The organism is Turicibacter bilis (genome assembly GCF_024499055.1).
GTDB classification, from domain to species: domain Bacteria; phylum Bacillota_I; class Bacilli_A; order MOL361; family Turicibacteraceae; genus Turicibacter; species Turicibacter bilis.
Genome location: NZ_CP071249.1, coordinates 1,318,464 through 1,343,520, shown reverse-complemented (window position 1 = coordinate 1,343,520; position 25,057 = coordinate 1,318,464). Strand labels below are relative to the sequence as shown.

Sequence of the window (25,057 nt, the reverse complement as noted above, 5' to 3'; positions counted from 1 at the left end):
ATGCATAATGTACATTTTGATCAATATCAACGTTATAAAACTGCACAAATACTAGTTAAAAATATGAAAAAGAAACTTGATGCTGAAAAGATTTCAATCTTAGAGATTGGAGCAAATGAGCATCGTAATTTAGAAAAATTTTGCCCTATTGAAGAAGTTAGATTCTTAGATATAGAGGTTCCAGATTATTTACTAAGTGATCCTCGCTATATTTTAGGAGATGCAACGAACTTAGTTAATGTTAATGATGATTCTTATGATTTGGTAATAGCTCTGGATGTTTATGAACACATCCCGAGAGATAAGAGAGAGGCATTTATATCCGAATTAGTAAGAGTTAGTAAGTATGGTGTATTTATTGGGGCACCTTTTTATACAGTTGCTACATCTAATTTAGAAAAAAGAGGTAATTTCTATTATAAATCAATTCATAAGATTGATCATAGATGGTTGCTAGAACATATTGAGAATGGATTACCACATCTAGACACTACTCTAAAGTTTATTGAAAGTTTGAACCAGAATTATTTTGTTTTTGAACAAGGATCACTTGAGATATGGGAAACAATAAATTATTATCTATGGCAAGTAGAGGGAATTGATACTGATTGTGAAAACTTAATTAATACTTTTTATAATAATGAAATATATATGAATGATATTTCAAGTGAAAATTATAGAAAATTTATTTTTATTTCTTCGAATCAAGACTTATGCCAATCGGTCAATAAAGATATGACAGCTTGTTTTAATTGTGATAAAAATAAATTTGATGAGACATTAAGAAAAGTTGATAGAATAATTTCACTATTTAATGACTTATTACTTAAGAAAGATGTTGAAAAAATTAGAATTCAACAAGAACAAATATCTCAAAAGGAAATAGCAGTTACTAAAAAAATTAGAAAACTTTACTTAGATTCTGGGAGAGGGTTTAGTGAAGACGAAATAATAGTTTTTGACTTAGACGAGAATGGAAAAGTATTAATTGATTTGACGAAAACACCAAATATAGAAAGATTGCGAGTGGATTTTGCAGAATCTAAAATTGTTTTTTTATTAAATGAAATTAAACTGATATTTGAGGAAAAAGAGCATGTAGTTAGAGTAAATGATTGTAAATCTAATGCAAAGTTCATATATCATAATTTATTTGGATTTTTAGATGATGACCCTTATTTAATTATAGAAAATACGGATTTAAAGGGAATAAAACAAATATTATTTCAAATTGAGATTTTGGAAGAAGGTTTTTAAAAAAGGGAGTTGCAAATATGTTTAAAGTTAATAGTGGGCATTATCCCATTCAATTTCATATTGATAATGTAGAGTATTTTAGAGAACAAAAAAGAGCAGTTATCACTGGATGGGCATTTTCTGCTTCAGATGTTGAAATTAAAGTGAGTAATAAGTATTGTACTGAATATAAAATTCAAAAAATAAAACGTGCAGATGTAGCTCACCATTTTAATATCGAGAGAAACGATATTGGATTTAGTTTAGAAGCTAACTTCGCTAAAAGTGTATCAAATATTACATTAGAGTTCCTAGATGATGAGAAGAAAAAATCAACTAAGATTAAACTTTTTAATCGTTTCGCAATTTTTAACTCAAAAAGTCTTTATCACTTTAAAACCTATTCAAGTCAGTATGGAGTTTTAGCGGCTATTAAGCATACAGTTGGACTGTTTTTACATGGACCAAAAAGCTATTCAGAGACAAAAATTGATTTGAATGCACAATATCAGATGTTTTTAAAACAAGAGCAATACATTCACCACACAAAAGTTAAATATAGTTATCAACCTAAAATTTCTATTTTAGTACCAGTTTACAATGTTCCTGAAAAATGGCTACGTGTATGTTTAGACTCTGTAATTAATCAGACATATAATAATTGGGAATTATGTATTGTTGATGACTGCTCACCGAATAAAAATATTATAAAGGTATTGGAAGAATATTCTCAAGAGGATAGTCGAATCAAGTATTATACTCGAGAAGTAAATGGTCATATTTCAGCAGCTTCTAATGATGCCTTACAGATGGCCACTGGAGATTATATTGCTTTATTAGATCATGATGATGAATTAGCTCCAACTGCCTTAGAAGAAGTAATTAAAAAATTAAATGAAAATCAAGCACTAGATTTAATCTATACAGATGAAGATAAAATTGATGAAAATGGAATAAGGTTTGATCCACATTTTAAGCCTGACTGGTCACCAGAAACATTATTATCAATGAATTATATTTGTCACTTCACAGTAATTCGTAGAAGTTTAGTGAAGGAAGTGGGAGGATTTAATTTAGGATATGAAGGTGCTCAAGATTATGATTTATTTTTACGAATAACAGAAAAAACAAATAATATTTATCATATTCCTAAAGTTCTTTATCATTGGAGAACACTTGATACATCAACAGCAAAAAATATGAGTCATAAAGATTATGCATATTATGCAGGAGAAAAGGCTATTAAAGATGCATTAAAGCGACGCGGATTGTTGGGGCATGTAAACCAAGTCGGAATGGTTTATTCAGTAGATTATGATGTAATTAAACAGGATAAGGTATCAATTATTATTCCAACTAAAGATTATGCTGATGTATTAAAAGTTTGTTTAGATTCAATATATAATAAATCAACATATAGTAATTTTGAAATTATTGTTGTAAATAATAATAGTAGTGAGTCCAAAACATTTGAACTATTTAAAGAGTACAAAGAAAAATATACAAACTTTAAGGTAATGGATAATAATATTAAGTTTAATTACTCAAAACTTAATAATGATGCTGTAAACGTTGCGAGTGGAGAATATCTGATTTTATTAAATAATGATATTGAGATTATTACTCCCAACTGGATTGAATTAATGTTGGGATACTGTCAACAATCACATATTGGTGCAGTTGGTGCTAAGCTATTGTATCCAGATAATACTGTACAACATTGTGGAGTCACTTTAGGTATTGGAGGAGTAGCTGGACACTTACAGAAGTATGCCGAGAGAAATGATTTTGGCTACTATAATAGGTTAGTGGTTCCTTATAATTATGCAGCAGTAACAGCGGCTTGTTTAATGGTAAGTAAAGATAATTTTATTGAAGTTTGTGGATTAGATGAAAAATTAGAGGTTGCATTTAATGATGTTGACTTTAATATTAAGCTTTTACAGTCAGGTTATTATAATGTAATTCTTCCACAAGTAGAAGCTTATCATCATGAGTCAAAATCTAGAGGACATGAGGATACTCCAGAAAAAGTAGCACGTTTCCAAAAGGAGACGAAGTATATGAAAGATAAATGGCCACAATATTTATCGAGAGATCCATTCTATAATGATAATTTATCATTATATAGTGAACAGATTCAAATAAAAAAGGTAGGTAAGTAAAATGAAAGGGATTATATTAGCAGGCGGATCGGGAACACGCCTATACCCAATTACGAAATCAGTTTCAAAACAAGCGTTGCCAATCTACGATAAACCAATGATTTACTATCCATTATCAGTGTTAATGTTAGCAGGAATTAAAGATATTTTAATCATCTCAACACCACGTGATATTACATTATTCCAAGAATTGTTAGAAGATGGGGCTCATTTAGGATTAAATATTGAATACAAAATTCAAGATCAACCAAATGGACTAGCAGAGGCGTTCATCATTGGAGAAGAATTTATCGGAGATGATAAAGTTGCTTTAGTTTTAGGAGATAATATTTTCCATGGATATGGATTCACAGAACGTCTTCAAAAAGCAGTTGAACGTGAAGAATCAACTATCTTTGGTTATCATGTGAGTGATCCAACAGCGTTTGGAGTCGTTGAATTTGACCAAGACTTCAATGTGTTATCGATTGAAGAAAAACCAGCAGAACCTAAATCAAATTATGCAGTTCCAGGGTTATATTTTTACGATAACGATGTGGTTGAAATCGCGAAAAATATTCAGCCGTCTCCACGTGGTGAGTTAGAAATCACAGATATTAATAATGAATATTTACGTCGTGGAAAATTAAAAGTCGAATTATTCGGACGTGGAATGGCTTGGCTTGACACAGGAACTCACCGTGGATTATTAGATGCAGCGAATTATGTTGAGGCGGTTCAAACACGTCAAGGGTTATATGTCTCATGTTTAGAAGAAATTGCATATCGTAAAGGTTACATTTCAAAAGCACAATTGTTAGAATTGGCACAGCCATTATTGAAAACAGAATACGGACAATACTTAGTGAAAATCGCAAATGAGGTGATTTAATGGGAAACTTTAATTTTATCGCAACTAAAATTCCAGATTTATATATTATTGAACCAAAAGTATTCGGAGATGAGCGTGGTTATTTTATGGAAAGTTACAGCCAAAAAGACTTCGCTGAAGCAGGCTTAACGATGACGTTCGTTCAAGATAACGAATCAAAATCGCGTAAAGGTGTTTTACGTGGGCTACACTTCCAAACGAAACACACGCAAGGAAAATTAGTACGTGTCACTCAAGGTGAAGTATGGGATGTTGCCGTTGACTTACGTAAGGGATCTCCAACGTATGGACAATGGGAAGGTGTTTACTTAAGTGCTGAAAATAAACGCCAATTCTATGTGCCAGAAGGATTCGCTCATGGATTTGTCGTGACATCTGATGAAGCGGTATTTAACTATAAATGTACGGACTTCTATGCTCCAGAATACGATAGCGGGTTACTTTGGAATGATGTTGACGTAGCGATTGAATGGCCATTAGAAGGAATTGAGGAACTTTTATTATCAGAAAAAGATAAAAAACAAAAGACATTAAAAGAATTAACAGATTTACCGTTTGTCTATGAAGGAGAGAGCAAGTAATGATGGATAAAAAGATTTTAGTGACAGGTGGAGCCGGATTTATCGGTGGAAACTTTGTTCATTACATGGTAGATAAATACCCAAACTATATGATTGTTAATTTAGATGCGTTAACTTACGCAGGAAACTTAGAAACATGTCAACCAGTTGAAGGGAAACCAAACTACAAATTCGTTAAAGGAGATATCGCCGATCGTGACTTTATCTTCAATTTATTCGAAAAAGAAAAGTTCGATATCGTCGTGAACTTTGCGGCAGAATCTCACGTAGACCGTTCAGTGACAGATCCAGAAATCTTCATCAAAACCAATGTCTTAGGAACACAAGTGTTAATGGATGCGTCTCGTGCTTATGGCGTAGAACGTTATCACCAAGTGTCAACAGACGAAGTATACGGAGACTTACCGTTAGATCGCCCAGATTTATTCTTCACAGAAGAAACACCATTACACACATCAAGTCCATACTCAGCTTCAAAGGCATCAGCTGACTTATTAGTTTTCGCTTACCACCGTACATTTGGATTACCAATCACGATTTCTCGTTGTTCAAATAACTATGGACCTTACCATTTCCCAGAAAAATTAATTCCATTAATGATTTCACGTGCATTAAATGATGAGCAATTACCGGTTTACGGAAATGGAGAGAACGTTCGTGACTGGTTACACGTGTATGATCACTGTGCAGCCATCGACTTAATTTTACACAAGGGTAAAGTTGGAGAAGTTTACAACGTTGGTGGACACAACGAACGTACCAACTTAGAAGTTGTTAAAACCATCTTAAAAGCCTTAAATAAGCCTGAATCATTAATTACTTACGTGAAAGATCGCCCAGGACATGACTTACGTTATGCGATTGACCCACAAAAATTAGAAAATGAATTAGGATGGAAACCAACGTATAACTTCGATACAGGGATCCAACAAACGATTGAGTGGTATTTAGACAATAAACAATGGTGGGAAAATATCATCTCAGGAGAATACCAAAACTACTTTGAAAAACAATATGGTGATCGCTAATGAAAGTACTAGTCACAGGAGTTAAAGGTCAATTAGGATATGACGTTGTTAAAGATTTAGAAAAACGCGGTCATCAGCCCATTGGGGTTGACCGTGATGAAATGGACTTAATGGATAATGAAGCGATTCGTACCTTTATCATGAACTTAAAACCAGAGGCTATCATTCACTGTGCCGCTTATACAGCGGTAGATAAAGCTGAAGAAGAGGTAGAGACTTGTTACCAAATTAATGCTGAAGCAGTCAAAGTCATTTCAGAATGTGCCAAAGAACTAGATGTCAAATTAATCTATATTAGTACGGATTATGTTTTTGATGGAACAAAAGAGGGAGAGTATGTGGAAACTGATCTTCCTAATCCAATCAACGTATACGGTGCAAGTAAATTAAAAGGGGAACAATACGTTCAAACCTTATTAGAAAAATACTATATTGTTCGTATTTCATGGGTCTTCGGTGTGAACGGAAACAACTTCATCAAAACGATGCGTCGTTTAGGATCAGAACGTGATGAACTAAATATCATCAACGATCAAGTCGGATCACCAACGTATACAGCCGATTTAGCACCCTTATTAGTCGATATGATGGAGACCGATAAATATGGCATCTATCATGCGACGAATGAAGAAACATGCTCATGGTATGAATTTGCGAATGAAATCTTTAAACAAAGTGGGATTGAAGTCAAAACAAATCCAATTACCACGGATCAATATCCAACAGCAGCGAAACGCCCGATGAATAGTCGTATGAGTAAAGCAAAGTTAAAAGCTAATGGATTTAACTTATTACCAACATGGCAAGAGGCATTAGCTCATTATCTTAAATTAATTTAAACAGTAAAATGAAAAGAAATAATGATTTTAAAATCATTATTCTTTTCATATATGAGTGAGTTAGAAGGTGAAAGCTTGTCTAAAATTGATATTTTGATGGCAACCTATAATGGGGGACAGTATATCTCTCAACAAATTGAAAGTATTCTTAATCAAGAGTTTAAAGAGTTTAATTTGATTGTTTGTGATGATCAGTCAACAGATAATACAGTTGAGATTATTAAAGAATATATGAATAAGGATTCTAGAATTAGTCTACATGTAAATGATCAAAATTTAGGCTACAATCAAAATTTTATGAAGCTCATTAATTTATCGACAGCACCTTTCTTTTCGATTGCAGATCAAGATGATATTTGGAATTCAAATCAATTAAAAGATTTATATCAAGCAATTATTAAGAAAGATGTCGATATTGTATATGGTAAATCAAGTTATATTGATCAATTTAATCATGTAGTCTCGAATCGACCGTATGTTCGAAATATTGATGTCAAAGTTCCATATTTATTATTTGAAGATAATATTATTCCTGGACGTAATATGCTAGTCAATGCTCGCTTAAAGGAGCAGTTATTCCCAGTACCAACTTTATCTCGTACGTTTATTTATGATTGGTACTTAGCTTTTAAAGCCGTTGAGAATCATGGAATTTATTATATCGACAAAACAATTAATCAATATCGAATACACACGAATAGTGTTACGAATACGGATGCGTATTCACCGTTAAAAGAGAAGAGTTTCCGAGAAAAGTTGATGTATATTGAAAATCTTCGAATAGAAGCCATTAAAAATCGTTTGAATCGAATTGAGGTATTTAAAACTTTTTTAAAGGACCAAGTAGCGGTAGAAGAATATGCAACATATGTTGATTCTTTAAAGAAAACGAGGTTTATAAATTTTCACTTTGCAAACTTCTTTAAATACATGAAGGTTCGAACGTTACATTATCAAATTATCTTCTTCATAATCTTACATCTTCCATTTTTATATCGAGTGTTTATTATGAAGTATGTAAATGAAAGTAGGAGAAGCTATGAAGGTTAGTTATGTTATCCTACAGTATAACTTATATGAAAAGACAGTTAAATGTATTGAGCATATCGAATTAAATACGAAGGTCGATTATCAAATTGTTGTAGTTGATAATTGTTCAACAAATGATGCTTATCAGAGGATAAAACAAAAATATGAACAGACTTCTCATGTAACTGTAATCCAGACACCTAAAAATCTAGGATTTGCAAACGGAAATAATTACGGTGTAGAATATGTTAATCAATATCACAATTATGATTGGTTAATTGTGATGAATAATGATATTTATCTCAAAACACCTCTCACTTCGGACATATTAAAGTTACCTTATGCAGTAGTAGGGCCAGATATTATTCGGATCGATACTAACGAACATCAAAATCCGTTACCAACTATTCAATATTCTAATTTTTATATTTTCTATATGACGATGATTTATCGAATTTATGTTATTTTGAATACGCTTTATTTAGATTATTATTTACACCGATTAGCAATTTATTGCTTAACTTATTTAACAAATCGAAAAGCAAAAAAACAACAGTTAGAAATCTCAAGTGAGGCGATTGTTGGTAAAATTCATGGTAGTGTCATCTTATTCAAAAAGGATTTTATTGATAGATATCCTTTACCATTTCATCCATCTACATTCATGTATTTAGAAGAAGATTTTTTATCATTACGATGTCTTCGTGCCAATATTCCAATGTATTATCAACCAGCAATTCAATTTATTCATGATCATAGCAGTACAGTTGATTCTATTTCAAAGAACGCACATGCCAAAAGTCGATATGTTTATCAAAATAATATTAAGTCGTTAATGGCCTTTAAAAAATATTTTAATAGTAATGAATATTGAGGGTGAAAATATGTACAAAGTTAGTGTAATTGTTCCAGTTTATAATGGGGAAAACTATGTCTCAATTTGTTTAGATTCGTTAGTAAATCAAACATTAAAAGAATTAGAAGTTATTATTATAAACGATGGATCAACCGATAATACCTTAACTGTTTTAAATTATTACGTCAGACAGTACCCTCAATTATTTAAAGTTTATACGATTAAAAATAGTGGTCAAGGAATCGCACGTAATATTGGTGTCTCATATGCGACTGGTGAATATTTGGCCTTTGCTGATAGCGATGATTATATGGCACCAGAGATGTATGAACAATTATATAAGTTTGCAAAACAATATTCATATGATTTAGTAGTTTGTCCCTATTACCGGGTGTCACAAGATCATACAATTTTAAATACAGAGATGAATCAGATGGACAGTATAACAGATATCAATACTAGCCCATGGAATAAACTTTTTCATCGTCAAACATGGTTGAATCATGAAGTGAAATTTGCTGAAAAGCTCTGGTATGAAGATGTATTAGCCATTTATTCTTATGCCTTCACGGTAAAAAATATCGGTTTTTATCAAATTCCGCTGTATTACTATGTTTTCCGTGAAAATTCGTCGATTAATTTATATAGTCCAAAGGTTAATGATATCTTTAAAGTTTTTAATCAATTATACGACTATTTAAATGAAAAGAGTGTTATAGCACGTTATCGTGAAGAGATTGAGGCTGTTTTTTTGATGCATATTATCTTAGGTCATCTTTCAAGATGTGCTAGTGAGAAAAGTCTATTTAAACGACATAACTATATAAAAGAAACTAAGCAGTATATTACAAATAAATTTCCTAGGTATAATCATAATAAGTATATGAATTTAAGGCGACCATTATCGCAGAATAACTTATTATCGATCGTGAAAGCTATCTCTTTAAAAGCGTTTAAATATAATCTTTTTGATATAGTGTTACTTGCTTATCGAATAACTCAAAAGTTAAAAATAAACGTAAATAGATGGTAGATGATTGAATTAAACCTAGAACAACTTAATTGTGGTTAATAGAGAGGAGCGGTGACTAATGAAGGTTTTACTAATTATTCCCGCCTATAATGAGGAAAAAAATATTAAACGAGTTATTGAAAATTTAAAAGTTAATTTACCTAATTGTGATTATATAATTATCAATGATTGTTCAAGTGATCGGACAGGTAAAGTATGTGAACAAAATCATTATAACTTCATTAACCTACCGGTAAACCTCGGTTTAGCCGGTGCGGTTCAAGCGGGATATAAGTATGCGTTTGAAAATGATTATGATGTAGCGATTCAATATGATGGGGATGGCCAACATCGGGCGGAATATATTCCATTACTAGTTGAATGTATTCAAAGTGGAGCTAATATCGCCATTGGTTCGCGCTTCGTGAGTGCCCCTAAACCATATAATTTACGTATGATTGGCTCAAGGTTAATCGCTTTTTCAATTAAAATTACTACTGGTGTGAGCGTTAAAGACCCAACAAGTGGGATGAGAGCTATTGATAAGAAATTAATCAAAGAGTTTGCTTATAAAATGAACTATCCACCTGAACCAGATACAATTGCGTATCAATTACGCAAAGGTGCTATTATTAAAGAGATTCAAGTTGAGATGGATGAGCGTATCGAAGGAGAAAGCTATTTAGGAATGGCAAATAGTATTAAATATATGATGAGAATGCTAACAAGTATCTTATTGATTCAAGGATTTAGAAAGTAGGGATAAAATGGGTGGCAGAATTATTTCGTTAGAATTACAATTCGCTTTAATCATCGGTGCATTAGCCACATATACTTACGTTATTTATAAAATTCGTAAGTCCAATGTAAGAATTGATGACATGATCATTTGGGTAATCGGGAGTGTTCTTCTCTTACTCTTAAGTATCTTCCCAATTATTCCTGCTAAAATAGCCTCAATCCTTGGATTTATCTCAGCAGCTAACTTTATCTTCTGTGCGATTATCTTCTTCTTACTGTTAATGGTTTTCTCATTATCTGTTAAGCTCAGTCAACAGCATGAAAAATTAAAAGACATCACTCATAATTTAGCGATGTTAGAAAAGCGTCTAGAAGAACGTCGAAAAAACGACGCTCATAAATAGACTTATTGTTTGAGAACTTCCACTTAAAAAGTGGTGATTTTGCGGTAGTATGAATGAAAGAACAGATTAAAAAAACTATCTAAGTTGGCATCAACTTGAACCTGTAATTCCGGCCAATAAGTAAAGCTATGATTGATATGTTTTGATTGCCTAAGAAAAACACCTCCATAGTAGACACTAAAGCGATTCTATCAGATTTGATAGTGTCGCTTTTATTTTTTTGTCTACCATGAAGGTACTATATCAACTTAGGTAGCTTTTTATTTTAATTCAATATTTTTATATGACGTTGATTGCAAAATTAGGAATATAAAGCCAGTGCAGTTATTAGTGTATAAGGCTGAAAAGTTCAGCTTATAAATAGAGCATGCTATTTAATTAATATTTATGGTAAGATAAGAATGAAATGGACGGTTCAAAAAGAAAAAAGGAGAAGAATATGTTAAAAAAAAGTTTTAAGGTATTATTAGCAGGGTTAATTTGTCTATTATTACTTTTGAATGTCTTAACGTTTATTGGTAGTGATGACTCACAAATCTCGGTTTATTCGGATAAAATGACGGATGAGACATTGCCAATCACTCAATCAAGCATTGAAAATTATGGGGGTGTTCCGACCTTATTTATTAATGGGGAACCACAGCCTGCTTTAGCATATATGACGTATTTTCAAGAAAATAATGAGTATGAATCATTTACTTCTGCAGGATATGAGTTGTTTTCTTTACCTGTGTTTTTTAGTACGCGAGGTATTAATACGCTTTCGAATATTTCGCCGTTTGAAGAGGGAATTTTTGAAATAAAAGGAGAGCCTAATTTTGAAATCTTTGACAAAAATATTGAGACTATTTTAGAACAAAATTCAAATGCTTATATTTTACCACGAATTAATATTTCAATGCCGACTTGGTGGGAAGAGGAAAATCCAACAGAAGTTAATATAACAGAGGATGGGGAATCAAAAAGAGAGTCGTTCTACTCAGAAAAATGGCGAAAAGATACAGGGGAATTATTGTTACAATTCATTGAACACATTAATCAGTCAGATTATCGTGATCGTATTTTAGGTTATCAAATTGCATGTGGAAATACAGAAGAGTGGTTTCACTTTGATTTAAATGGGGGGATAGGTCCTGCTGCCGAACGTAGTTTTAAAGCATTTATTAAGCAAATGTATCCGGATGAAGTAGGTGATTATGATGGATTACCTGAATTTAAGTCAGACGATGCGATGATAACGGATGACTTACATCATTTGCGATTTCTTGAATTTTGTAGTTTAGCAGTTGCAGATGCGATTTCTTATTTTAGTGGATTAGTGAAAGAGGCGACGAACTATCAATTAATTGTTGGGACATTTTACGGTTATGGCTTAGAAGTTTATAACTCGTTGTATGGCACTCATGCGTTGAATTATTTATTAGATAATGAAAATGTTGACTTTTTCTGTTCACCAAACTCGTATCAATTCCAACGAAAGGCGGGAATTGATTGGCCGGATATGACGGTAACGGACTCGATGAAACACCATAATAAATTTTATTTTGCCGAATGTGATACAAGGACGAGTTTAACGAAGTGGATTAACGACTCAAGGGAAGGTGCTGCTTTGGAGGGGACGTACAATTCAGAGCTATGGTTTGGACCAAAAACAGTTGAAGATTCGCTTCAACTCATTCGTAAAACCTTTACCAGACAGTTAACTAAGGGAAATGGGCTATGGTGGTTTGATATGTGGGGCGGCTGGTTTGAAAATGAGGAGATTATGGAGGAAATGAAGACTTACGAGGAGATTGCTACAGTAGCTTTACATGATAAGAAACGAGAAAGCATCGCTCAAGTCGCAGTTTTTACAGACGAAGCAGCTTACCAATATTTAAATCCCCGTTCACAGGCTGGAAGCATCGTTTCCGATGCTCGTCATGAACTAGGATTAACTGCTGTTCCTTATGATAGTTATGACTTAAATGACTTTGAATCGGTGTATAAAAACTACGAAGCGATTATCTTTTTATCACCGGTTGTTCGTCAAGAAATGCAAGAGGCCATCAATTTAGCACAAGAGAGTGAGATTGCCACATTAAGTATTAACTTACAAACACCAGAGTTATCGGTTAAGCAATTAAGAAATTTTTATAAAGATAATCAAATTCATATTTGGTGTGAAACTGATGATGTCATTTACGTGAATGACAACTTTATTGCCATTCATGCAGCGACTTCAGGGGAAAAAACATTAAATCTCGATCGAGAGCGTAACATTACGCAACTACTACCTCAAAAAACGAATTCATTTAAAAGCGATCAGATTACTGTTGAGATGAATGAATACGAAACGATCTTATTTCGATTAGAAGGCTAAATTATTCAAGTAATTGATGACTTGACCTTTTAATTCGTCCGGTTTAATGAGAATTCGATGGTAGCTTTAATGAATTCGAATTTATCTCAAACATCGTATCATTGTCCTTCGGTTTCATAAGTGTAAATCATCTGACGACCATTAAGCTGTCGTTGGCATCTGTTAACTGGATTTCTTCACAGCTCCAGCTTCTTGTATTTCTAGCATTTCGAAGATTTCTGGTGTTAAAGTGTAGCATCCCTTTACCGCTAAGTTAGACGGTGCTTCTTCTTTTTTCAGTTTTTTCAACTATTCCAGAAATCTTTACCATGAATCCAGCTGGTTGATGTGATTTTGATAGTTTCATGATTCTAAACTTAGAAGCGTCGTCATCGGCTACTATTTGAACCACCATAATTGAGTATTCATTTTTGTTATATGCATTAATTAATTGTTTAGTTGCTAGGTTTTCATCGTTTCCCAAGATGTCATCACCTAATAAAATAACGAATGGTTCATTTCCAATGAGTGTTTTTGCACATAATGAGTTGTCAATACAAATGTGAAACTTTCTCATGAAATAGCTTAAATGAATTTTTCCAACCTAATCATTTTCGTGTTTGATGATTAATGAGGCAGAGTGGTCTGGAGAGCTTTTAGCGTGGTAATAAAATGTTACTTGGAGTAATAAGCAAACTCTTTCCCCAGATACACCGTATATATTTTAAATGTATGTTCTTGATAGCGTTCATACAACTTACTAATCGCTCTGTACATTTTGTATGCTGAGCGATTTTCTATTTTAATGGCCACATAAAAAAGTATTTGAAGTTCAACAAAGGTCGCTAAACAACCTCTATTTTTACCATGACTTTAAACAATGGTATCTACTGCCCATCAAAGGAAGATACCTTGTTGTTTAACAACAGGGATGGGAATCCTACTCCAAGTGTCCAAATACTTGACGTCTTTTACTTCTTTTGGGAGTTGGTGACTCGATGTTCTAATGTTAAATCATCCCCGTTTTTCTCTTGGCAATAATAAACTAATTGACGATTTTGTGCTAGCTCAGTTTGATAAGCTTGAATAGCATTACGTTCAAGTTCACGTGAAATAATTGAATGATGGCGATTTAATTATTGAGAAATTTGTTTTGCTAAATATTCCACTTTCAAAAGAACCTCTATATGTGAACGTTCAAATGTATTAAGTCGGCGATTACGCATAAATAGATCTCCTTGTTAAGAATTTGGTGTGATAACTTCATTCTATAACAAACTATAACAAAGATTCTATTTATGAGCTGTTTTATGTGTTTTACTTAATATTACAATCTGTCGTAAAAAAAAGAGTTAAAATGTCGAAAAAAAGTAGTTAAAATGTAAAAAAAAGTATGTTATTATAGTAATGATAAAGTAAAACAGGAAAGATTATTCATTTATAGGGATTAAGTGAATAATATAGAGAGAAAGGGAGTTGACAATGGAAAATACAGAGTATGAAATTGATTTAAAAGAGATTTTTCACATGCTACAAAAAAGGTGGGTATTGATTACAGGTATAACAGTATCTGCTTTAATTATCTCAGCAATTGTGAGCTTTTTTATTTTAACGCCTATTTATGAGGCGTCAACAACGATGATTGTTAATTACAAGCAAAATCAAGAATCTGTGATGACTTATAATGACTTACAGACAAGTCAAAAGTTAGTAGCAACTTATACAGAGATTATAAAAAGTGAGCGTATTTTAGATGAAGTTATTAATAAGTTGAACTTGGAGCTATCATCTAAAGAATTAATTAATAAGATTTCTGTTTCACAGGTGGGGCAAACAGAAATTTTAAAATTAACAGTGAAGGATGCAGATGCAGAATTAGCAACTTTAATCGCAAATACAATTTCTAAAGTATTCCAAGAAGATATTGGTCAAATGATGGAAGTAGACAATGTTTCAACTGTTGATATTGCTAAAGTTCCGCAGGATCCAACATCACCAAATAAGATGATGAATATCGCCATTGCCGGCGTATTAGGCTTAGTGATTAGTGTGGGATTAGTCTTTGTATTGGAATTTTTAGATCGTACATACAAAACACCAACAGATGTTGAACGCCATTTAGGATTACCACTAATCGGTGCGATTCCAGATATGTTGTTAGAACAAGGGAAATAGGGAGAGACAGATATGAGTTCAGAATTAATTACGATTACGAATCCAAAGTCACCAATTGCTGAAGCTTATCGTACATTAAGAACAAATATTCAATTTTCTAATGTTGATGAGGATTTGAAAGTAATTTGTGTGACAAGTTCAGGGCCTTCAGAAGGAAAAACAACGACAAGTTGTAATTTAGCAGAAACGTTTGCGCAAGCGGGAAAACGCGTATTATTAATTGATGGAGATTTACGTAAGCCACGTGTTCACAAAGTGTTTAAAATTTCAGGGACTAGAGGATTAACCAATTTATTAGCAGGTCAGTTATCTTTAGAAGAAGTAACAAGCTATGTTGGATCAGATTTAACAGTTATTCCATGTGGGCCAATTCCACCCAATCCTTCAGAGCTAATTGCTTCAAAGCGTATGAAAGAGTTAGTAGCAAACTTACGACAACAATATGATGTGGTTATTATTGATGCACCACCAGTTGGAGTGGTTACTGATAGTGCTATTTTTTCAACGATTGTGGATGGAACATTATTAGTTGTCGCTTCTGGTAAAACAGAAATTGATGGGGCAAAACGAGCTAAACAATTACTTGAAAATGTTAATGCACGAATTCTTGGTGTTGTCATGACGATGATTCCAGTCACGAAAAAAGGGTACTATGGTTATCAATATTATAGCTACGAAGAAGAGACACAACCAGCAAGAAAGAAACGGGGGGTATTTTCAAAAGCATAGATGATTGAATCGAGGGATTTAATTATCGATAAAGGTTATAAGAGTTAATTAGGGTAGAGATAAAAATATTAGAATATGAGTTTAATGCAAACTTATTTTTAAAGGTGTTTATTTACCATACCCACTATGTTAAATAAACACCTTTTTTAGTGAGGTGAAATAAAAGTGGAGCATTTTAGTGAAAGTGAACTCCTCATGAAAAAAAAAGAATTAGTAAAGGATGACGTTATTTATTTATTCTTTAAACGATTGATGGATATTGTGGGAGCTAGTCTGGGATTAATTTTAGCCTCACCAATCATGTTAATCGTGGCTATTTTGATTAAGTTAGAGGATCCAAAAGGGCCTATCTTTTTCTCACAAATTCGAAATGGGGCTTATCCAGGAACCTTTAAAATGTATAAGTTTCGAAGCATGTATATCGATGCGGAAGAACGGCTACAAGAGCTAATGCATCTCAACGAACAAAGTGGTCCAGCTTTTAAAATCAAAGATGACCCACGTATCACGAAGGTTGGAAAGTTTATTCGTAAGACAAGTTTGGATGAGCTCCCACAACTGTTTAATGTGTTAAAAGGTGATATGAGTTTAGTGGGGCCACGTCCAGCAATTCCACGTGAGGTTGAACAATACACTGATTATCAAAAGCAACGTATATTTGTAAAACCTGGACTTACATGTATTTGGCAGGTGAGTGGACGAAATAACATTGGCTTTGAAGAATGGGTCGAACTTGATATTGAATATATTAAAACACGAAATTTATGGCTAGACATTAAATTAATTTTATTAACTATTCCAGCAATGCTGGGCGATGAGAATGCAAGTTAGGAGAGAGTATAAATGAAAATTACCGTAGCAGGAACAGGGTATGTGGGATTATCAAATGCCATACTACTCGCACAACATAATGAAGTCATTGCCCTAGATATTATCCAACATAAAGTGGATATGATTAATGCAAAAAAATCTCCGATTGTTGATCAAGAAATCGAAGAATATTTAGCAAATAAGGAATTAAACTTAGTTGCGACAACAGATGTTTTTACGGCGTATAAAGATGCGGATTATGTAATTATCTCAACTCCAACGAACTATGATCCTGAGCTAAATTACTTTAATACGCGTTCAGTTGAGGCTGTAATTGCGAATGTACTGTCAATTAATCCAGACGCGACGATGATCATTAAATCAACCGTACCAGTTGGGTATACGGAAAAGGTTCGTGAAATGTTTGAAACAGATAACATCATCTTCTCACCGGAGTTTTTACGTGAAGGGCGCGCATTATATGATAACTTATATCCTTCTCGTATTATTGTTGGGGAACAATCAAAACGTGCGAAAAAATTCGCTGAGCTTTTAGTACAAGGGGCTATAAAAGAAGATATTCCGGTATTATTTACGAATTCTACAGAAGCAGAAGCGGTGAAGCTATTTTCAAATACATATTTAGCATTACGTGTTGCTTACTTTAATGAATTAGATACCTATGCGGAAATTCGCGGACTTGATACCAAACAAATTATTGAAGGAGTTGGACTGGATCCTCGAATTGGGACACATTACAATAATCCTTCCTTCGGATATGGAGGATACTGTTTACCAAAAGATACAAAACAACTTCGTGCAAATTATGCCGATGTTCCAAATAACATTATCGAGGCCATTGTTGAAGCGAACCGCACGCGTAAAGATCATATCGCTGATATGATTATGAAAAAAAATCCTAAAATCGTAGGGATTTATCGTTTAACAATGAAGACTAATTCAGATAATTTCCGTGCCTCATCGATTCAAGGAATTATGAAGCGTCTAAAAGGGAAAGGAATTGAAGTTATTGTTTATGAACCGGTATTAAAAGAAGAGACATTCTATAATTCAAAAGTTATTCGCGATTTAGATGAATTCAAATCGATGAGTGATGTGATTGTGTCAAATCGTTTATCAAAAGAACTACAAGATGTTGAAGAAAAAGTTTATACACGAGATTTATTTAATCGAGACTAAATTATATAAGGATGGGGTAAAAGATAAATGAGAAATGTTTTTATCATAGGTTCAAAAGGAATACCTTCAAATTATGGTGGTTTTGAAACATTTGTTGAAAAGCTTACTGAAAATAAAAAAAGTGATGAGATTAAATATCACGTTTCTTGTTTGGCAACAGATGAAAAAGAATTTGTCTATAATGATTCTCGCTGTTTTAATGTAAAAGTTCCTAATATTGGTCCTGCCAAAGCTGTTTATTATGATTTAGCAGCTTTGAAAGAATGCATTAAATACATTAAAATGAATAATATCGATAATCCAATTATTTATATTCTAGCTTGTCGAATCGGTCCTTTTATGTGGTTATTCAAAAATGTATTAAAAAAATATAATATAACTTTATTCGTTAATCCGGATGGTCATGAGTGGAAGCGTGGGAAATGGAGTGCACCAATTAAAAAGTATTGGAAAATTTCAGAGCGATTGATGGTTAAACATGCTGATTTATTAGTCTGTGATTCTAAAAATATAGAAAGATATATTAAAGAAGACTACTCTAAGTATAATCCACAAACAACTTTTATTGCATATGGGGCAGATTCAGAAAAATCAAAGTTAGCAGATGATGATTTAACCTTAATTAATTGGTATAAAGAAAAAAATATTAAACAAAATGAATATTATTTAGTAGTTGGTAGATTTGTACCAGAAAATAATTATGAAACAATGATAACGGAATTTATGAAATCGAACACAAAAAAAGATTTTGTATTAATTACCAATGTTGAGCAAAATAAATTCTATGAAGAATTAAAAATTAAAACTAGTTTTGATCAAGATTCACGCATCAAGTTTGTTGGTACCGTTTATGATCAAGAATTATTGAAGAAAATACGCGAAAATGCCTATGGTTATTTGCATGGACATGAGGTTGGAGGGACTAACCCGTCTTTATTAGAAGCTTTAGCTACCACAGATTTAAACTTATTACTAGATGTTGGATTTAATAAAGAAGTTGGCATGGATGGAGCAGTCTATTTCAGTAAGGAAAAGAATCATTTAGCTACTTTAATTAATAAATTAGAAGAGATGAGTGAAGCGGAGAGATTTATCTTGGGAGAGAAGGCTAAAGATAGAATAGAGAAGAATTATACTTGGACAAAAATTGTTAATGAATATGAATGTTTATTTTTGACTCTGTTTTAGAAGAATGTTGATATTTAACTAAAAACACGAACATCATGTTGATGTCGTTAAACTATTGGTCCATTAAAGTTGATATGATAAATGGTTTTAGTCATCAACATTTATTTAAAACACAGCCTTATTTTTAATAAAGTAGGTTTGAATCTTATCTTATAATATAAGGCATTCTTAATATGGAGGAATTTAAGTGAAGATACTACATTATACATTAGGGTTGCCTCCATACAGATCAGGAGGATTGACGAAATATACATATGATCTGATGAAAGAACAAGTGAAGAATGGAGAAGATGTTTATTTATTATTTCCTGGTCAGTTAAAAAGAAATAGTAATGAGACTATTATAAAGCGTTATAAAGTAGTTAATGGAATCAACGTTTATGAGTTAATTAATCCATTACCGGTACCGCTTCTGAATGGAATTCAAAATCCAGAAGCATTTATGCAATCTACAGATTATATCGTATACAGAGAGTTTTTGAATTCAAATAAAATAGAGATTATTAACTTGCATACGTTAATGGGGTTGCATAAAGAATTTTTAATTGCTGCAAAAGAGCTAACTATTCCTATAGTTTATACAACACATGATTATTTTGGTTTGTGTCTTAAGGTTAATTTTTTAGATTCAAATTCTATTATTTGTGAAGATAGGAATTCTAATAAATGTTCGAATTGTAACTTAAAAGCAGACAGTCTTAATAAAATAAGGATTCTTCAATCTAAAGAATATCGGCTGATGAAAAATCTTGGAATGATAGATAAAATAAAAATTTTAAAATCTTATATTAAATCTGATAAGAGTTTGGATGGTATAGGAGAAAATATTCTACTGACTAAGTATAACGCTCAAAGTAGTAATTATGAGTTATTATTAAAATACTATGAAGAAATGTTCACTCTGGTAGATAGGTTTATATTTAACAGTGAAATAACTAAAAAGGTATATAGTAAATATATTGATATTGCTACAAAAGGAGATATAGTATCTATTACACACAAAGATATTCGAGATAACCGACAAAAAAAGTATTTAAATCCATATAAGTTAAGACTAACATATTTGGGACCGGATAAACCCTATAAGGGTTTCAATTTATTAATAACTGCAATGAAGATATTAAAAGAGTTAGGCTATTCAAATATTAGTTTAAATGTATACGGAAATACTAGTTATATTGGACAGATAGATGAAAATATAAAGGTTAACGGGAAATATGTATATAGCGATTTAGAAAAAATCTTTAAGGAAACGGACTTATTAATTGTACCTAGTAGATGCTATGAAACTTTTGGATTTATTACTTTAGAAGCAATTAGCTATGGGGTTCCCGTATTACTAACTGATAAAGTTGGAAGTAAAGATATTTTAAAAGGAAACTTTAATAAAGGAATTATTATTCAGGATAGTAGCGAAGATATAGTTAAAACTTTAGTAACATTATACGAAGATAAATCGTTAATAGAAAATATGAATCATAATATTTTAAATGACGAATTTAATATAACCTTATCACAGCATTATCAAGAGATTAACAATATATACAATAGAATTTTAAAGGAAAAGATATCATGATAATAAAAAAAATTGTAAAAAAAATAAAAGGAAATGATTTCGAATTAGATCCTAATATCCCCTTTAGTTATCTTATTCATAAAAGTATTGAAATGATATTTAACTTAATCAGAGGTAATATAAAATTCCTATTTGTAAAAAAAAATAGTAGATTATTTTTTGTAGGAAAAAAGACAAAGATTAAAGTATCTAAAAAAGTTACAATTAATAAAGGGGTAAATATAGGAGATAATGTTGTAATTGATGCATTATCTCTTAATGGGGTTAAGATAGGTAGTAATGTACGTATTGGAGATTACAGTAGAATTTTATGTAGTGGAACAATTAGAAATTTAGGTAAAGGATTTTCAATTGGTGATAATTGTGGAATAGGAGATTATGGATTTTTTGGCTCTGCCGGTGGAATAGAAATAGGAAATGATGTAATAATGGGACAAAATGTTAGATTCCATTCAGAAAATCATAATTATCAAGATCTCACGATCCCAATTAGATTGCAAGGAGTAACAAATAAAGGAATTAAAATAGGTAATAATTGTTGGATTGGATCAGGCGCAGTATTTCTAGACGGAGTAGAGGTTGGAAGTGGTTGTGTTATTGGAGCTAATTGTCTTGTCAATAGGAATATCCCTGATAATAGCGTTGTAGTGGGAATTCCAGCAAGAATAATTAAAGTTAGAAAGTAGTTGATCAAAATGTATGATTATAAGGTCAGTATTATTTTACCAGTATATAATGTAGAAAAATTTTTACGAAAATGCTTGGAGAGTTTGTTGAACCAAACTTTAGATAATATTCAGATAATTGCAGTTAATGATGGATCAACAGATAATTCTTTGCAAATTCTTAAAGAATATGAAAAAAAGATTATTATTATTAATCAAGAAAACAAAGGCTTAAGTGCAGCAAGGAATGCTGCATTGAAGTATGTAAAAGGAAAATATCTTGCTTTTGTTGATAGCGATGATTTTATGGATAAAGAAATGTTCAGTAAAATGTATTATAAGGCAGAACAAAATCAAGTTCCTTTAGTTATTTGTGATTTACTTCAATATTGGGATGAAAACAAGCATCAACCATTTAATAAATTACAAAAAGATGAAGAGAGAATCTATAATAAAAATGAATTATATCAAAGTTTATTAACAAGAGAATTAAATTGTCAAGTTATCAATAAAATTTATCGAACTGATATTTGGCAAGATAATAAAATTGAATTTGAAGAAGGAATCTATTATGAGGATATTCATCTTTCTTTTAAAGTAATTGAATATTATAAAGAGGCAATGTTTATAAATAAGCCTTTGTATGTCTATAGAATGAATAGTGATAGTATTACTAGTAATTTCAGTGAGAAAAAAATCAATGATTATATTAATGAATGTAATAAAGCTAAGAAACATGTACTATCACATGCAAATTGTAATGAGGTAACAAAATATATTTTAAATTTTGATACTATATATGGTTTATATGCTAAGTATATGTTAAGAAAAAATGGAGAAAGTACTAATAAAAATATAATACTAAAAAAAATATATAATAATTTCTTTAGTCATAATAGATGGGATATATTGATTAATGCTAATTTAGACTATCAAACAAAATTTAAATTTTTATTATTTCTTATAGGGTGTTATTAAGAGGGATAGAGTATGAAGAAAAATTTAGTCTATTTCTTATGTGTTGTATTATTGATTATTAGTATAATAATTGCTAGTGCAGTATTAAATGTAAATTTTATGAATTTATTTTTGATAGTATTATTAGCTTTATTTTTGGGAATTTTTTTATTTAATCATGACAATTTATTAATAATAGTAACCCTATTCTATGCGTTGACAGTTTATTTTGTTACAGATACAATAGGAATTTTAAAGTTTATAAAAATTGGTGTAGACTTTTTGGTTTTAATTATTCTATTTAAATTATTATATTATATGTTAAAACGAAGAATTTTATTTGATAAAATTTATCTTTTATTAATTATTTTTACTATATGTACATTTATAAGCTCTGTATTTATAAATAAAATTAATATTTTAAATTACATGATTGATTTCTACACCGATTATGCTCGTTATTTTATTATCTTTTTGGGTGCTTATAATTTTAATATGGATAAGATTAAATATTACAACATAATAAAATTATTATGGTACTTCTTTATTTTACAAATTCCTTTTATATATTTTCAGGATAAAGTAACAAAGATAAAGTGGGTTCCAAAACTCCCAGGAGATATTCGTCAAGATTATCTTAGTGGACTTTTAGGTGGACGAGGAGTAACAGAACTAGGCATAATAATATGTGCAATTCTATCTATATTATTTATGTATTATTTAGATAAAAAAGTTTCCTTTTCAAAATTTATAGTATTTTTATGTTTATTTTTCTATATTTTTATAATAAGTGAAATTAAATTTGCAATTTTCCTAGTAGTATTATGCTTTGCTATTGTCTTGTTTTTTAAAACTAGTATTAAAAGTGTGATTTGGCTACTAATTACGGCTATATGTGGATACAATAGTATTATTTTATTAGGTAAAATATATCCATGGTTTGATAATTTTTTAAATATTGAAACTATAACTGAATATATCAATTTTGAGTATGCTGGATCAGGACTAAGTCGCGGTAATTCATTTTATATTGCACTTAATAATATTAGTCGTTTTTTTGGGACAAAATTATTCGGAATGGGAATTGGTCATGGAACTTATATAATTGATGAAAACAGTCATACAACAATATATAAAATGTTTACGATAAGTCAATATATTTATGAGAATGGTATTATTGGTTTACTGTTAATTATCTCAATTTTAATAACTATCTTAATATATAGTTTTAGATTGATGAAAAAAAATACTGAATTATTTAATATAGGATTATCGGGAATAATAATTATATTTTTAATTGTTGTCTCCTTATTTTACGGTATGTCAATGATAAAATTAAATTTTAGTGTATTAGTTTGGATTTGTTTTGCATTTATATGCAAGCTTCATCAAGAACTAAAGAACAGTTGATAGGGAGAGAAAAATGATTACAATTATAATACCAGTATTTAATGTCGGAAAGTATATTAGAGAATGTTTAGAGTCGTTATTTTGCCAAACATATAGCAATTTTGAATTAATTATCGTTAATGATGGTTCAACAGATAATTCATTAAAAATTATAAAAGAGTATATAAATGAATATTCTGAAAAGATTACTTTATTGAACCAAGAAAATCAAGGAGTTTCAGAGGCAAGAAATCTAGCTAATAATTATATTCGAGGGGATTATTTAATTTATATTGATCCTGATGATTATTTACACCCTGATTATCTAAAAAAATTGGTTTTGACAATAGAGAAAGAAAAATCTGATGTAGCAATATGTGGTTATGAAATTTTTTATGATGATATAAAAGGAGAAAATTATCAAAAAAAATATAATGTTTCAGTCGATTTTTTAGATGGTATAGCTACTGCTCAAATGATGATGAACTTAGATTTAGAAGGATATTTATGGAATAAATTGTTTAGGGTAAGTGCCCTAAAAGCAAAAGGAATATTTTTTGAAAAAGGTAGATATATACAAGATTGGTATCCCGTTTTTAAAACATTAGCATCGATGAGTAAAATAACATTTATAAATGAATCACTATATTTCTATCGACAAAGAAGTACCTCTACTGTTTATAAAAAAAGTAAAAAGAAAGTAGATGACTACTATTATGCCTGTCGACAAATTATAAAAAAAGCAGAACTATTAGATATTGACAGTAAGATAATCGCTAAATTTAGAGTTGCTACTTTTTTGGCAATTGCTACAGATATTTATTATATTAATGATGTCGATATTATAGATTTATACCAATTTTCTTTTGAAAATGGTTATACGGAATTAATTGATAATGTTTCAATACTAAAAAATAGAGAAATATCATTTAAACAAAAAATAAAGTTATTATTATGGAGAGGACATGCTTTTTATAAAATACCAATTGTAATAAAGCATAGATAGCGAGTATATAATTAGTAAGTTTAACTTTTTTTAGAAAGTATTGATGTTTTCTTGAAAGACTTAAACATCTAGTAGTTTTAAATTACCTAACATTTAGATTAGTAATTAATATGAATCTTTTTAAGAACCACTACTTATATAAAAAAACATAAATTTTTATTATTAACTCAAATTTCATATAAAGGAAAACATAAGCCTTGATATAGTTAGTTTCTGTTTTCAATATATTATTAATCAAGTATTTATCATTATGAATAAG

At 30.9% G+C, this 25,057-nt stretch carries 23 protein-coding genes; 22 read left to right on the top strand and 1 reads right to left on the bottom strand.

Going from position 1 to position 25,057, the window contains the following annotated elements; translation table 11 throughout:
* From J0J69_RS06545 to J0J69_RS06490, 12 genes are all read left to right on the top strand, one after another.
* The gene (locus J0J69_RS06545) at positions 1 to 1,257 is read left to right on the top strand and encodes a methyltransferase domain-containing protein (protein ID WP_212726033.1); all 1,257 of its coding nucleotides are present in this window, start codon (positions 1 to 3) and stop codon (positions 1,255 to 1,257) included.
* A 17-nt stretch (positions 1,258 to 1,274) separates the two neighbouring features.
* Complete coding sequence (locus J0J69_RS06540) at positions 1,275 to 3,401, top strand: glycosyltransferase family 2 protein (RefSeq protein WP_212726032.1); 2,127 nt, start codon at positions 1,275 to 1,277, stop codon at positions 3,399 to 3,401.
* Between the two features lies 1 nt (position 3,402).
* Complete coding sequence (gene rfbA, locus J0J69_RS06535; protein WP_212726031.1) at positions 3,403 to 4,272, top strand: glucose-1-phosphate thymidylyltransferase RfbA; 870 nt, start codon at positions 3,403 to 3,405, stop codon at positions 4,270 to 4,272.
* Positions 4,272 to 4,853, top strand: a complete 582-nt coding sequence (rfbC, locus tag J0J69_RS06530; protein WP_212726030.1) for a dTDP-4-dehydrorhamnose 3,5-epimerase — start codon at positions 4,272 to 4,274, stop codon at positions 4,851 to 4,853. Before rfbA ends, rfbC begins: the two co-directional genes overlap by 1 nt.
* Positions 4,853 to 5,881, top strand: a complete 1,029-nt coding sequence (rfbB, locus tag J0J69_RS06525) for a dTDP-glucose 4,6-dehydratase (RefSeq protein WP_212726029.1) — start codon at positions 4,853 to 4,855, stop codon at positions 5,879 to 5,881. The genes rfbC and rfbB overlap by 1 nt, the downstream gene beginning before the upstream one ends.
* A complete protein-coding gene (gene rfbD, locus J0J69_RS06520; RefSeq protein WP_055243729.1) occupies positions 5,881 to 6,720 on the top strand; it encodes a dTDP-4-dehydrorhamnose reductase in 840 nt (279 codons plus the stop codon). Before rfbB ends, rfbD begins: the two co-directional genes overlap by 1 nt.
* Positions 6,721 to 6,741: 21 nt before the next feature.
* Complete coding sequence (locus tag J0J69_RS06515) at positions 6,742 to 7,770, top strand: glycosyltransferase (RefSeq protein ID WP_212726028.1); 1,029 nt, start codon at positions 6,742 to 6,744, stop codon at positions 7,768 to 7,770.
* Complete coding sequence (locus tag J0J69_RS06510; RefSeq protein ID WP_212726027.1) at positions 7,760 to 8,623, top strand: glycosyltransferase family 2 protein; 864 nt, start codon at positions 7,760 to 7,762, stop codon at positions 8,621 to 8,623. Before J0J69_RS06515 ends, J0J69_RS06510 begins: the two co-directional genes overlap by 11 nt.
* 10 nt (positions 8,624 to 8,633) lie before the next feature.
* Positions 8,634 to 9,638, top strand: a complete 1,005-nt coding sequence (locus J0J69_RS06505) for a glycosyltransferase family 2 protein (protein WP_212726026.1) — start codon at positions 8,634 to 8,636, stop codon at positions 9,636 to 9,638.
* A 58-nt stretch (positions 9,639 to 9,696) separates the two neighbouring features.
* Positions 9,697 to 10,377, top strand: a complete 681-nt coding sequence (locus J0J69_RS06500; protein ID WP_212726025.1) for a glycosyltransferase family 2 protein — start codon at positions 9,697 to 9,699, stop codon at positions 10,375 to 10,377.
* A gap of 7 nt (positions 10,378 to 10,384) precedes the next feature.
* Positions 10,385 to 10,762 carry a DUF2304 domain-containing protein gene (locus J0J69_RS06495; protein ID WP_212726024.1) on the top strand — a complete coding sequence of 126 codons (378 nt, stop codon included), beginning with the start codon at positions 10,385 to 10,387 and terminating at the stop codon, positions 10,760 to 10,762.
* A 439-nt stretch (positions 10,763 to 11,201) separates the two neighbouring features.
* Positions 11,202 to 13,124, top strand: coding sequence for a hypothetical protein (locus tag J0J69_RS06490; protein ID WP_212726023.1), 1,923 nt, complete (start codon positions 11,202 to 11,204; stop codon positions 13,122 to 13,124).
* 253 nt (positions 13,125 to 13,377) lie between these two features.
* On the opposite strand, the gene J0J69_RS06485 is transcribed toward J0J69_RS06490, so the two are convergent.
* On the bottom strand, positions 13,378 to 13,680 hold the full coding sequence (locus J0J69_RS06485) for a glycosyltransferase family protein (protein ID WP_212726022.1): 303 nt from the start codon (positions 13,678 to 13,680) through the stop codon (positions 13,378 to 13,380).
* Positions 13,681 to 14,585: 905 nt separating this feature from the next.
* On the opposite strand from J0J69_RS06485, the gene J0J69_RS06480 reads away from it, so the two are divergent.
* The 10 genes from J0J69_RS06480 to J0J69_RS06435 all read left to right on the top strand — a co-directional run bounded on the left by J0J69_RS06480 (position 14,586) and on the right by J0J69_RS06435 (position 24,798).
* A complete protein-coding gene (locus J0J69_RS06480; RefSeq protein ID WP_212726021.1) occupies positions 14,586 to 15,278 on the top strand; it encodes a YveK family protein in 693 nt (230 codons plus the stop codon).
* 12 nt (positions 15,279 to 15,290) lie between these two features.
* Positions 15,291 to 16,007: a CpsD/CapB family tyrosine-protein kinase gene (locus J0J69_RS06475; protein WP_212726020.1), complete on the top strand. Its 717-nt coding sequence runs from the start codon at positions 15,291 to 15,293 to the stop codon at positions 16,005 to 16,007.
* 165 nt (positions 16,008 to 16,172) lie between these two features.
* Positions 16,173 to 16,838, top strand: a complete 666-nt coding sequence (locus J0J69_RS06470; protein WP_212726019.1) for a sugar transferase — start codon at positions 16,173 to 16,175, stop codon at positions 16,836 to 16,838.
* Positions 16,839 to 16,850: 12 nt separating this feature from the next.
* Entirely contained in the window at positions 16,851 to 18,017 is a 1,167-nt protein-coding gene (locus J0J69_RS06465; protein WP_212726018.1) for a nucleotide sugar dehydrogenase, read from the top strand.
* Positions 18,018 to 18,044: 27 nt separating this feature from the next.
* On the top strand, positions 18,045 to 19,205 hold the full coding sequence (cps2T, locus tag J0J69_RS06460) for a beta 1-4 rhamnosyltransferase Cps2T (RefSeq protein ID WP_212726017.1): 1,161 nt from the start codon (positions 18,045 to 18,047) through the stop codon (positions 19,203 to 19,205).
* Between the two features lie 187 nt (positions 19,206 to 19,392).
* Complete coding sequence (locus J0J69_RS06455; RefSeq protein ID WP_212726016.1) at positions 19,393 to 20,781, top strand: glycosyltransferase; 1,389 nt, start codon at positions 19,393 to 19,395, stop codon at positions 20,779 to 20,781.
* Complete coding sequence (locus J0J69_RS06450; protein ID WP_212726015.1) at positions 20,778 to 21,467, top strand: acyltransferase; 690 nt, start codon at positions 20,778 to 20,780, stop codon at positions 21,465 to 21,467. Before J0J69_RS06455 ends, J0J69_RS06450 begins: the two co-directional genes overlap by 4 nt.
* A gap of 9 nt (positions 21,468 to 21,476) precedes the next feature.
* Positions 21,477 to 22,424 (top strand): glycosyltransferase, encoded by a 948-nt coding sequence (locus J0J69_RS06445; protein ID WP_212726014.1) that lies wholly within the window; start codon positions 21,477 to 21,479, stop codon positions 22,422 to 22,424.
* A gap of 12 nt (positions 22,425 to 22,436) precedes the next feature.
* The gene (locus tag J0J69_RS06440) at positions 22,437 to 23,813 is read left to right on the top strand and encodes a hypothetical protein (RefSeq protein WP_212726013.1); all 1,377 of its coding nucleotides are present in this window, start codon (positions 22,437 to 22,439) and stop codon (positions 23,811 to 23,813) included.
* 13 nt (positions 23,814 to 23,826) lie between these two features.
* Positions 23,827 to 24,798, top strand: coding sequence for a glycosyltransferase family 2 protein (locus J0J69_RS06435; RefSeq protein ID WP_212726012.1), 972 nt, complete (start codon positions 23,827 to 23,829; stop codon positions 24,796 to 24,798).
* Positions 24,799 to 25,057 lie beyond the last annotated feature (259 nt).

What these genes read in the sequence shown, in the direction of transcription:
- rfbD (WP_055243729.1), top strand. Translation starts at nt 5,881, where the DNA reads ATGAAAGTACTAGTCACAGGAGTTAAAGGTCAATTAGGATATGACGTT.
- J0J69_RS06480 (WP_212726021.1), top strand. Translation starts at nt 14,586, where the DNA reads ATGGAAAATACAGAGTATGAAATTGATTTAAAAGAGATTTTTCACATG.
- rfbC (WP_212726030.1), top strand. Translation starts at nt 4,272, where the DNA reads ATGGGAAACTTTAATTTTATCGCAACTAAAATTCCAGATTTATATATT.
- J0J69_RS06495 (WP_212726024.1), top strand. Translation starts at nt 10,385, where the DNA reads ATGGGTGGCAGAATTATTTCGTTAGAATTACAATTCGCTTTAATCATC.
- rfbA (WP_212726031.1), top strand. Translation starts at nt 3,403, where the DNA reads ATGAAAGGGATTATATTAGCAGGCGGATCGGGAACACGCCTATACCCA.
- J0J69_RS06485 (WP_212726022.1), bottom strand. Translation starts at nt 13,680, where the DNA reads ATGAGAAAGTTTCACATTTGTATTGACAACTCATTATGTGCAAAAACA.
- J0J69_RS06500 (WP_212726025.1), top strand. Translation starts at nt 9,697, where the DNA reads ATGAAGGTTTTACTAATTATTCCCGCCTATAATGAGGAAAAAAATATT.
- J0J69_RS06515 (WP_212726028.1), top strand. Translation starts at nt 6,742, where the DNA reads ATGATTTTAAAATCATTATTCTTTTCATATATGAGTGAGTTAGAAGGT.
- J0J69_RS06545 (WP_212726033.1), top strand. Translation starts at nt 1, where the DNA reads ATGCATAATGTACATTTTGATCAATATCAACGTTATAAAACTGCACAA.
- J0J69_RS06510 (WP_212726027.1), top strand. Translation starts at nt 7,760, where the DNA reads ATGAAGGTTAGTTATGTTATCCTACAGTATAACTTATATGAAAAGACA.
- J0J69_RS06540 (WP_212726032.1), top strand. Translation starts at nt 1,275, where the DNA reads ATGTTTAAAGTTAATAGTGGGCATTATCCCATTCAATTTCATATTGAT.
- J0J69_RS06450 (WP_212726015.1), top strand. Translation starts at nt 20,778, where the DNA reads ATGATAATAAAAAAAATTGTAAAAAAAATAAAAGGAAATGATTTCGAA.
- J0J69_RS06465 (WP_212726018.1), top strand. Translation starts at nt 16,851, where the DNA reads ATGAAAATTACCGTAGCAGGAACAGGGTATGTGGGATTATCAAATGCC.
- J0J69_RS06475 (WP_212726020.1), top strand. Translation starts at nt 15,291, where the DNA reads ATGAGTTCAGAATTAATTACGATTACGAATCCAAAGTCACCAATTGCT.
- J0J69_RS06435 (WP_212726012.1), top strand. Translation starts at nt 23,827, where the DNA reads ATGATTACAATTATAATACCAGTATTTAATGTCGGAAAGTATATTAGA.
- J0J69_RS06440 (WP_212726013.1), top strand. Translation starts at nt 22,437, where the DNA reads ATGAAGAAAAATTTAGTCTATTTCTTATGTGTTGTATTATTGATTATT.
- cps2T (WP_212726017.1), top strand. Translation starts at nt 18,045, where the DNA reads ATGAGAAATGTTTTTATCATAGGTTCAAAAGGAATACCTTCAAATTAT.
- J0J69_RS06505 (WP_212726026.1), top strand. Translation starts at nt 8,634, where the DNA reads ATGTACAAAGTTAGTGTAATTGTTCCAGTTTATAATGGGGAAAACTAT.
- rfbB (WP_212726029.1), top strand. Translation starts at nt 4,853, where the DNA reads ATGATGGATAAAAAGATTTTAGTGACAGGTGGAGCCGGATTTATCGGT.
- J0J69_RS06445 (WP_212726014.1), top strand. Translation starts at nt 21,477, where the DNA reads ATGTATGATTATAAGGTCAGTATTATTTTACCAGTATATAATGTAGAA.
- J0J69_RS06490 (WP_212726023.1), top strand. Translation starts at nt 11,202, where the DNA reads ATGTTAAAAAAAAGTTTTAAGGTATTATTAGCAGGGTTAATTTGTCTA.